Below are 10,300 nucleotides of genomic sequence, written 5' to 3' on the forward strand. Positions count from 1 at the left end.
CATATAGGGCTTCTGAGGATGCATAATGATCAATAACGATATGAAAGAAGAACTTTCCATAGATTGATTTCTCTCAATAATTCATAACTATAAATCACCTCACCAGCCACACCTCCACCCCCTCCCCAGAATCACGCAGCTTCAGCCAACGCGGGTTGACCGGCACGCCTGCTCGAAGGTGAATCTGCCCCAGAAAACCGATAACATCCCACTCGGGGCGGCACTGGCGACCAACGTAGGCGCGGTTGGGGTCATAGGCCGGATTCTGCACATTACGCATGAGGGGCTGGCCATCGCTATTACGCATGCGCCGCACTGCGTAGAACTGCTCACTCATGTTTATTGTTTCGCCGGTCTCTGGATCGGTCACAGTGGGCTTGGGATCTTCCTGATCGATGATCAGGTCCGGGACGATCACGCCATCTGGAATGCGGTCTTCATGGTAGAAGACACGCTCGCCGTTCTTATCCTGCCAGGAGAATTGCACGCAGGGCTCGGTGAGGATGCGCCCATAGGCGTCACGCAGATCTTTCTCCGCCCATTCATCCTCAAAGGTGTTGCCTACCAGAATGGCGGTGCCGGACATGACGCCAAAGATCTCGTTTGGGTCGTCGTCAGCGGTGGCGATGCGAATCTTGCCATTGGGCTGGCTATTGGCGTCTTTGGCGCGCACCACGGGCAGGCCGATGCGGTCCTCATTGTCGGGATTGCCATCCTCCCACTCCATCAACTCCCCGAAGTCCGCAGTGTTGGCGTTGATGGAGCCCTTGGCGTAGACGTTGCCGCCAGATTCAATGCGAAACAGGTTGCCGTTGTTGTCGTCTTTGACTCCGAAGGCGCGGCAGCCGCCGTTGGGACGTCCGGTTTCGATCTGCACCAGGGCGTGTCCGTTCTGCTCTCCGTAGGTGCCGTGTGAGCCGGAGTGGAATCGAAAAGCCTCGCTGCTTCCACCATTGGCAGCGTGAAAATCCCAGTTGGAACCAGTCCACTGATCGAAGATCTCAATGCGAGAGCCATCATAGAGGGAGCAGAGATATATCTTGTGCCAGGTATTGGAGCCCCAACGGGTCTTGCGCACGAAGAACCCGCGCCCACCGCCAAACCAGTTACTCCAGGGCTGATCAGGGGGCGGGTCGCCGATCCACAGCGTCGGTGCGTGGGAGGGATCTTCCGTGCTACCGCCATTGCCAAAGTTGGCGCTACCCATGGCGCCCATGAGGAGATAACCGGGAATGGAGGTCTGCCCCGTATTCAGATCGATTTTGAATACTTCACTGGTCCCATCAGGCTTGTAGATGATGGCTTTGTTGGTCGCTGAGGAGATGCGCCACAGTGGGGTTTGAATCCCTGATTGAAAGTCCTGCAACCCTGTGGAGGGCTCGGAGCCATCGGCCTTGAGAAACCCCATCTCCGGCAACTGTCGCTCATCGGTGATGATGCCATAGAGGATCTGCGCCAGATCAGCCGGAATCACAGCATCGCTGACGGTGACGGTGGTGAGTCCGCTACCGCCATCAAAACTGGCGCTGACCACATGACTCCAGACATTGGCGCCCGAGGAGACCGCATTGATGGCCCGTCCTACGGTGTAAGTGGCGGTGACATCCCCCGCCACGGTGAACTGAGTGGTAGAAATATACGCCACAGCGGCGGGTTCGGCGTAGATGGCGCCGATCACGGCATCGATATTGGCCTTATGGCTGCCATCGGCGTTATGGCCAACCAGCATGGCGCGAAATCCGCCCTCGATCTCATTGGCGTAGGCATCATCGGTGATGTTGCTGGGAATCTGATTGCTCATGGTTCAGCCCTCGGTGAAGGTCAGTTTGGCGCGGGCGCGTTGGGGATGCACAATGGCGATCTGCGGGGAGTCAGAGATCCGCCCCAGAATGGTGTAGTCGATCTCTTCGCCACTCCCCGCGCCGGGAAACAGGGAGAGCAGCATCTGTTTGCGTTTGCTCTGGTTGGACAGCATTTCGATCAGTCGGCGCGCGTCGGCATCGCGGGACATCCAGCGTAGTTCCAGAGATAAACGCCGTGTCGGCGCGCCGCGCGAGACTGCCGCCAGAGTACCGCCAGCGGTTTGCGTCAGTTCAGTGGGATCATCGACTTGCAGCGATGCGCCAAAGGCGGGCCCATGGGTAGGCTGCCAGTGCAGACCGGCCAGCAGTCGATACGCTTCCAGATAGCCATCCGGGTTGGTGGTGTCGGAGAGCGTGATACGCAGAGACTGGATGGCGTGGCTGTCATCGAGCCACAGCACCGAGAAAGCGGAATCACGATCAGAGAAGATGGTGGCGCGCCAAGCGTCGACACGCCAGGTGAGCGCGCGAAAGCCCTTCACCACCGTCATAGGGATTGAACCGGAGTCGTAGACGCTGGTGGTCCATGCAGAATCAGAAAAGAGTTGCACGCGCCACTGAGCTGAGGACTTGCGCATATTGTGGCCAAACAGCCCAATGCAGGAGATGCGCTGTGGCGCCGACCAAGTAGCTGTGATGACATGGTCCGCCGTATCTACCGTGCGCATCATTCGCTGACGGCGCAGATCCTGGAGATGCGTGACCGGTTGCTCCGCCAGTGGCGTCGGCGCACAGGTCAGCGTGGCCAAGTCGGCGAGATTCTCGGGTACGATTCTCATGATGTGACCAGCGTAATGTCGATGTGGTTGTCAGAGGGCGTTTCACGCAGGGCGGTGACGATGCCGCTGCGACCGTTTTCCCAGCTGGGGATGTGGGGATGAGTGATGCGCACGACATCGCCCAGATCAGCGGCCAGCGCCCCGGCTTGGGTGCGAAATGTCCACTTGTGGCGCGCGGATTGGTTCTGAGTCAGGCGGCGAGACGCTTCGGTTGACGCATCCGCCTCGTCGGCCAACAGCGCCGGAATCTGATCGGGATCAGAAGCCAATGACCATTGCGTTTGAATGGCGGCATCAGAGGCAGAGGCGGTGCTATACTCCTGGGAGAAAGCAGCACGGGCCTCGGCAGACACCGACCCCGCCAAGCCATCGGCGTCCTGAACCGTCCAGTGACGATGGTAGCCCAGCCGGATTCGCCATGGGGGCGCATCCAGGGGCTCATGACGCGGGATCTCGGCATGCAGGTCATCCGGGCCCAGGTCCAGCACGGGATCGCCCGGCGTTGAAAGATCCGGCATGCGACCCACGGTAAACTTGCCCAAGCGCGTAAAGCCCCACCATGCGCCGACGCTGGCAGCCACTTCCTGGATGGCATCGACCAGATTGCGACGCTGCCGAATGTAGAGCCCGAGGGGCTGCGGGCAGAGCGTGTTGAGAGCAGCGAAGGCGTCGGCATCCAAGTCTCCGGATGTCAGAGCCTCGCGCGTCACCAACGCTTCAATGATGTCGGCAGCGGTCTGTGTAGTTGATACAGCGTCAACAGTGATCTGCCCCGCTGGTTCAGAGACCAGCGTGATGGCGCCGTTAGCCAGATCGACGCTGTAATCTGTCACCGCCGTCAGCAAAACGCCGTTGTCGCGCACAGCATCCACCGACTGCAACGCGCCGTCGTGGAGTTGATAAACACGCACAGTGGCATCGATGAGCACCGGGCTGGTGTTATAAACTCTCCCGTAAAGGAGAGGTTTCGGGTTGTCCGTTTCTGGGCCACTGGTGAGTAGATTGGACTGCACAGGCCGATCCAGTGTCGCGCCGTGGTCATGAACCTCCAGACGCAGCGCCGCGCCAGCGTAGCTCAAGCGTCCGCCAACGCCGGTGAGCGCGGTGCGGAAATCGGCCAGAGACCATGCGGGGTCTCCCAGTTTTAGCGATACCGGATGCCCCGCAAACGTGGCCTCTGTCAGCCAGGCGTCCATCAACCCCTCAGGGTTGGCGAACACAATGTCGCCCCAGGCGCGCGACGCCTGCCCGGAGAGACCATTCAACTGCCGGGTGATGGTCACCGGCTCGATGATCACTCCATCGTAGGTGGTGTGGGCTGGTGAATCGGATGCGTGGGAGATGTAGCCGGAGCGGGACAGTCGCAGCATTTCAATGGCGTCGTGGCGATAGGCATGGGCTTCCAGCAACAGCTCTCTTGCCGCAGCCGGATTCGCCAGCCACGCTTGGTATTCTGAATCTGAGATGGTCATGAGAGTTGCGATGCGCGCAGTTGGGAGAGAGATGCGGTTGTGGCGGATGCCGCCTGCTCTTTACCGGCAGCGATGAGCTGCTGAGTTTGGCGTTCCACCGTTTGAGTGAGAAACGCCACGTCGGCGCGCAACTCGGAGACTTCGTTGCGCAGGGCGTCGGATTCGGCGGCAGGGGTGGATTGATTGCTTGGAAGCAGCCCCGACAGATCCTGCCGCACCGAATCGAAGATGCTCTTGTAGCCCGCCCCGCTGGCGTATTGATCACGGGCCTCGGTGAGGTAGCCCTGCGCGAGATTGGGCAGTTGAGTGATGGCGTCAATATCGCCGTTGTAGGCGCGCTGCACCACGCCATTGTATGCGGTTCGGGCCAGATCCAGCTGCTCCGCCTGGGTCAGGGTGGAGAGATTCCCCGTCTCCAGCCCCAGCAGCGTGTTATTGATTCCCTGTAGGGCGCTCTGCATTCTCACGCTCACGCCATTGGCGGTGGCCACAGCCTGCTCGGCGTACTGCTCCTCTATGGCCTGCTTTTTGGTCAGGTAGAGCTCCGTCAGCTCCAGGGTCTGTTGTTGATGCTGTTCAGCAAGAGATTGCTGCTCTGCATACCACCGCTCCAGTTCTTCCAGCGCCTGGGCCCTGGGATCGGTCATCCCCAGCAGCTCACGCCTGATCGACTCCGACCATTGCAACGCCTGCCGCTGTTGCGCGTCCAGAGAATCGAGCGCCTCTTCATCCAATGCGGGAGCGATCTGCGCATACTCCTCTTGAATGGCATGCTGTCTGGCGCGATAGAGCGCCGTCAGGTCCCCGGTCTGTTGTTGATACTGCTCCGCCTGGGCCAACTGCTCGGTATACCAGTCGTCCAACTCCTCAAACGCCAGCGCCATGGGGTCCATCACCCCAAGTAGATCCCGGCGGATTCCTTCCGCCCACTGCAACGCCGCGCGCTCTGCTGCGGTGACATCCTCCGAGGCCACTTCCGGGATGATGCGATACTGCTCTCTGAGCGCCTCCAATTGCGCGGTGTGCAGATCCGACAACGCCTGAGCGCCCATCTCCACCGCTTCAGCGGCCTTGATCTGGCCAGCTTGCTGCTCTTGCAGCTGTTTGAGCGCAAAGCCATAGGGGTCGGTCAGTTGCAGAAGCTGGTCCTCGATCTCGCTTTGCCACTGGCTGCGCATCTGCTCCTTTGCGTGCGCCTCTGCGGCGTCTACCTCTTCCAGGGCGATATTGTAGAGATCGGCGTTGGCTGCCATCTGGTCAAACTGAGAGCTAAGCGCCTGCACCGCCGCTTCGGCTTGCGTCATTGCATCGGTGGGCTCCGCCCATACGCCCTCTAAAACCGCCAACATCTGATCTCGCCCGGCGGACCACTCGGTGAGAATGCGCTCCATCTCCGTGTAGTCGCTGGCGTTGTTCAGGGCGTTCTTGAGCGCGGGGGCCGCGCCTTGAATTGTTCCGTTGGCCAGATTGCCGCCGAACAGCCCCAACATCGTCTGACCAAAGTTCTCCGCCGTCCAACCAAAGCCGGTGGCGCTATCGGAGTAGCCCTTCTCAGCGTGCCACCCCACGTGCCCCAGTTCGTGAACCGTGTAATCTTCGCCCAGGGTAAACCCGCCCTGGGTGATCAATCCCCGCAGCCCCTCACTCATGGCGATGACGGCATCTACCGGCGTATCGGCATTACGGGTGCTGGTCAGGTTGCCGATGTTGACATGGTTACTCCCAGCCCAAGGATGCTCCATGCCATTGAAGAATACTGTAATGGCAGGCGGTGAGGGTTCGTCATCGCCAAACAGGTCGCCGATGAAGCTCCCGGCGAGCGTCCCCAGCACCATTCCCACGGGACCGCCAGCCATCCCCAGGATGGTCCCCATGGAGGAGCCGATGCCGTATCCCGCAGCGGAGCCCAATGCGCCGCCGATGCCTGCCTCCTGAGAACCAAACACCATGGAACCCACGCCATAGCCCAATCCAGCCGCGCCCAGATAGCCCATGGCGGTGCCAGCTCCCAACATACTGGAACCCGGCGTTACCGCCGTGCCCACCTGGGTGGCGGGAAGCTCAAAGCCCAGACCAGATTGAATCGCAGCCAACTCCGAGCCCGTCACCGTCATGCCCATGGAGGGGACATAGAACTGAGGCGTCAGCGAGGCCATGCCGAGGTTGGATGCGCCGAAAGCGTTGATGGCGCCGCCAATACCGCTGGTCTGCAAACCAAAGCTGCCGCCAAAGGCGGAGAACAGGTCGCTGCCCGTGGAGGCGATATTGAACAGACTGCCCGCGCCGCCACCGCTGAGCCCCGTGATGCTGGGAGCAGACAACCCCATGGACTGCGCCACGCCGCCCAGCCCGACCGACCCCATCACTGAACCGATGACTGGCCGAATCACCATGGCCGCCGCAATCTCCGCCGCGGCGCGGATGAAGATGCGCTTCATCGCATCCGCCACATCGTCGGCGCTGCGCAGGCTGCCATCAAACGCTGACTCAAAGGCGTCGGTCAAAACGTTCTGAATGCCCTCTGCGGCGCGCTCAAAGGGGGCGTTAAGGCTCTTCTCGTAGGCTTCGAGGGCCTTCTTGTGTTCGTCTGCTGCCTTCTTGGCGGCCTTGGCGGCTTTCTCCTCCGCCTCAGTCATCTCCTCAGTGGTGCGCGTCGCTTGCTCCTTGGCGCGGATGAGCCGCTCCAGTTCGCGCGCCTGCTCTGAGCCGAGTTGAATGCCGGTTTCCGAGAGTGTGTTGCTCAGTTCCTTCTGGATGGCCGCTTCGCGCTCAGCCTCAGCAAGGCGTCGGGTCAACTCCTCCAGGGGGATCTTGCCGTCGATTACTTGCTGATGAAGGGCGATCTCACTCTTGAGTTCAGCGAGATACTCGCGCTCAACAGCCACCAGCTTTGCGCGCTCCAGGCGATAACGCTCATATTGACTCTCCATTGCCTGGTCGATGCGCGCCCTTTCTGCATCGGTGAGCGCCTTGTCGCGCAGATCACGCAGTTTGAGCAGCGCCTCGGTGTGGCTCTCCTCCAGAAGTTGTCGTTTGGACAGGCCGGCGGAGCGGAGTTTCTCCAGATCATCCTGTAACGCGCTCTCAATGCGCGCCAACTCCCGCGCGGCGGCTTTGGCCGCTTCAGGATCGGGCAGATTGTCAGCGGGGGGCGCGCCAGCGGGTTTGTTCGAACCACTCTGCGCGCGCATCATGGCCAGCTTCGCTGACCATTGGGCCAGGATGCGCTCCTTCTCCGCCAGCTTGGCTTTCATCCCTTCCAGCGCGCCATCGCTCATGCGGTCCCGGCCAGTGAACAGATCCCGGTGAGTCTCATTGACCTGGATGATCTTCTGCAGCGCCTCCACCTCCTCTCGGTACTCCCGCACCGTGGCGGCAACCGCGCGCAGACTCAGGTTCTCGAAGTTGGTGTCACCGGTGACGATGGCTTTGAATTTCTCATACGCCACCCCCCCATCGCTGGCCAGATCCGCCAGCCAGGTTGAGGCATCCGAAATAGCCGGAGCCAGATCTAACAGAGCCCGGGAGAGGTTAGCATCGAGAACCTTGGCCAGGGTATCCAGCTCATTGCGCGCTTCCTCGGCGTTGCGGATCAGCTCCTCCTCCAGCACGATGCCCAGATCCCGCGCGCGCTGCATGGTCTCGCGCATGGCCTCAGAGCCGTTCTGCAGCATCTGCAGCAGCTTTACGCCTTGAGAGTCGAACAGCTTAAACGCCAAACGCACGCGGTCGGATTGGTTTTCGACACCTTTGAGCGCATCGGCGGCGTCGAGGAGAAGGTCCTCGGTATCACGGACATTGCCACCGGCATCCCTGGCCGAGATGCCCAACTCACGGAGCGCGGCTTTGGCTTCACCGGTCCCTTGGGCAGCCTCAGCGGTACGCCGAGTGAATCGCTGTAGCGCCATTTCGAGAGTTTGCTGGGAGACTCCCGCTGAGTCGGCGGCGTAGCGCAGCGCCTGGAGCGACTCCACGCCCACGCCAATCCGGTCTGCGGTTTTGCCGATGGCGTCGGCGGCGGTGATAGCGCGATTGGCCAGAGCGGTGAGCCCCCCGGCGGCGGTGAGTCCGGCGATAATGCCGGTGAGGCGAGAGATATTGGTTTGCAGGGAAGTGGCGCGGCTGGTGAGGGATTCCAGACCACGGGAGGCGTCGTTGCTGGAGGCGCGGATGCGCTGAAAAGAGCGCTCGCCGCTGGCGCCGATGTCGGCCAGTTCGGCTTTGACCTTACCGCCCTGCTCAACGGACAGGCGGATGCTGTAGCTGTGCTGGGTGCGGGTCATGGCTTTCACTTGACATTAGAGAATCATAATATTTATATTTACTGCTGCGAGGTCATTTGAGGAATCATCTCCTTGGGCCACCAATATCAGTATTCATTGGGCGGCCTCTTTTTTGTTGCTGCGCATGACCTCAAGCATCCCTATCTCCGCCCAGGGCAGCAACTCCGCCGCCGTAGCCCTTTCCATCCCCATGGCATCCGCCATCTGCAGCGCCACGCTCATATCGAGCCCAAGAACTTGTCCCGATGGCGCAACACGGAGCTGACTCTGACACGCCAGGACAACCTCAAACACCTGCTGCTCCTCGATGCTGCGCGGCGCATGCTCCCGGCTGGGACAAAGTTTACCGTTCAGTCCGGGCTGGCCTCGGGCGCAGAGCTCGCCGCGATCAACACACTCTCGGCAGTACCCTGGCCCTCCGCCGGGCTGGAAATGCCAGCGGCAGAGGGCGCGGATCCGTTTTTTGCGGCGTTGAGCATCACTTGGTGGAAGGTGAACAGCTGATAGAACCGCTCGCCCATGGGATAGCGGTCCATCAGCGCCATGACATTCTGGCGATTGAGCGGCGCTTCACCGCCATTGTCATTACCGACGCCGCTCCACGCGGTGATGTGATTGGTCGCCAGTTCTTGGATCAGATAGGCGTGGAATAGCCCCTCGCGCTGCTCGCCTTCCTCGGCTTCGGGATACTCCCGCTCCAAACGTCGGCGTGCGGCGGTCTGACACAGCGACATGGCGGCGGTGGTGAGGGGTTTGACCGTCACCGTCACGCCGTAGGGCAGGTCCAAATCAAACGGCTCTTTGGGCTGAGAAAGGCTAATCACAGGTACACGCTCCCATCTTCGTCGTTGGTGAGGGTCACGGTGAGCATGCGCCCCGCCGTGGCGTTCTTGGCCCCCTGAAAGTCAAAGCTCGCCTGCACCCCGCCGGGACCATCCACGGTGAGCTTGGGTTTGGGCAGATAGACCTCGTGGCAGTCGAACACCACGCTGTTGTCGGCGTCGATGGTGTAGGCGAACTGTAGATCCACCGGCGTACCGTTGGATGCCAGATCAACAAGCGTGGTGTCAGCAAAGCGCACATCGATCTTGCCGGTGAGCGCGGCGATGGTGGGATCGGCGCCATCGATGAGTCCGTCATTGCGGATGGTCTCGATCTTCTCCAGATTGTTGGAGTAGGTCAGCGAACCCGCCGTGAGATTGGCGATGAGCGTGCCGCTGCGTTTGATGCTGCCCTGAAACTGGCTGATGCGATTGAAGGTGAGCGTAGTAGGCGTGCCGCCTTGGGATGTCCCGTTGCGGGTTTCGCCCTGGGCGATGACGCCCAACGTGGCCGCCGCCGCGCCGGAGCGCTGAAACTCCAGGGCCAGGGTGTTGGCCTTTACGCCTTGGTGCATGAAGAAGGAGGACGCCTGGGAGAGCCCCACCTCCACGCTGTAGCTGGGGATGGATGCGCCTCCTGAGTGGAACTCATGACTGTAGGGCCCCACTCCGGTCGTCACTGGATTGCCCAGCAGCGCCGTCAGCCACAGGCCGAGATAGCGCACATCCATGGGCACGACGATGTCGCCTTCGTCGTTGATGACATCCTGGAGCGGCGACAGGGGGTCGCGTCCCTGACCCAGCACTGGATCGACAATCAGCCCCTGCTCGCTACTCAGGGTGCAGCGGTTGAAGGGCATCTGGATGTAGTCGCCCGTGGGGATGGAGCCGTAGCTGCCCTCCCGTTTAAGCAATAGGGTAGCGTTCGAGCCATAGCTGCGGGCCATGTCGAATCCTCTCGTCTATCGGGTTGTTATTCAGGAAATTGGAGAAGATGTCTCGTAGTCGAGGGTCAGTTCGATGATGCCGCCCAGGAGAGGCGCGGCTCCCTCTTCGTGTTCCAACTGGATGGCCGGGCGGCCA

General features: G+C 60.9%; 7 protein-coding genes. All 7 read right to left on the minus strand.

Features of this window, described 5'->3' with window-relative positions:
* Positions 1 to 94: 94 nt before the first annotated feature.
* Positions 95 to 1,801 (minus strand): peptidase G2 autoproteolytic cleavage domain-containing protein, encoded by a 1,707-nt coding sequence (locus tag MAIT1_RS00730; RefSeq protein ID WP_085440109.1) that lies wholly within the window; start codon positions 1,799 to 1,801, stop codon positions 95 to 97.
* Positions 1,802 to 1,804: 3 nt separating this feature from the next.
* Positions 1,805 to 2,641, minus strand: coding sequence for a hypothetical protein (locus tag MAIT1_RS00735; protein WP_143814585.1), 837 nt, complete (start codon positions 2,639 to 2,641; stop codon positions 1,805 to 1,807).
* Positions 2,638 to 4,113, minus strand: coding sequence for a phage tail protein (locus tag MAIT1_RS00740; RefSeq protein WP_143814586.1), 1,476 nt, complete (start codon positions 4,111 to 4,113; stop codon positions 2,638 to 2,640). Before MAIT1_RS00740 ends, MAIT1_RS00735 begins: the two co-directional genes overlap by 4 nt.
* Complete coding sequence (locus MAIT1_RS00745) at positions 4,110 to 8,396, minus strand: coiled-coil domain-containing protein (RefSeq protein ID WP_143814587.1); 4,287 nt, start codon at positions 8,394 to 8,396, stop codon at positions 4,110 to 4,112. Before MAIT1_RS00745 ends, MAIT1_RS00740 begins: the two co-directional genes overlap by 4 nt.
* Before the next feature lie 93 nt (positions 8,397 to 8,489).
* Positions 8,490 to 8,690, minus strand: coding sequence for a DUF7697 family protein (locus MAIT1_RS00750; protein ID WP_085440113.1), 201 nt, complete (start codon positions 8,688 to 8,690; stop codon positions 8,490 to 8,492).
* A 56-nt stretch (positions 8,691 to 8,746) separates the two neighbouring features.
* Positions 8,747 to 9,220 carry a hypothetical protein gene (locus MAIT1_RS00755; RefSeq protein WP_085440114.1) on the minus strand — a complete coding sequence of 158 codons (474 nt, stop codon included), beginning with the start codon at positions 9,218 to 9,220 and terminating at the stop codon, positions 8,747 to 8,749.
* Positions 9,217 to 10,164 carry a phage tail tube protein gene (locus MAIT1_RS00760; RefSeq protein WP_085440115.1) on the minus strand — a complete coding sequence of 316 codons (948 nt, stop codon included), beginning with the start codon at positions 10,162 to 10,164 and terminating at the stop codon, positions 9,217 to 9,219. Before MAIT1_RS00760 ends, MAIT1_RS00755 begins: the two co-directional genes overlap by 4 nt.
* Positions 10,165 to 10,300 lie beyond the last annotated feature (136 nt).

The organism is Magnetofaba australis IT-1, from assembly GCF_002109495.1.
Taxonomy (GTDB): Bacteria; Pseudomonadota; Magnetococcia; order Magnetococcales; family Magnetococcaceae; genus Magnetofaba; species Magnetofaba australis.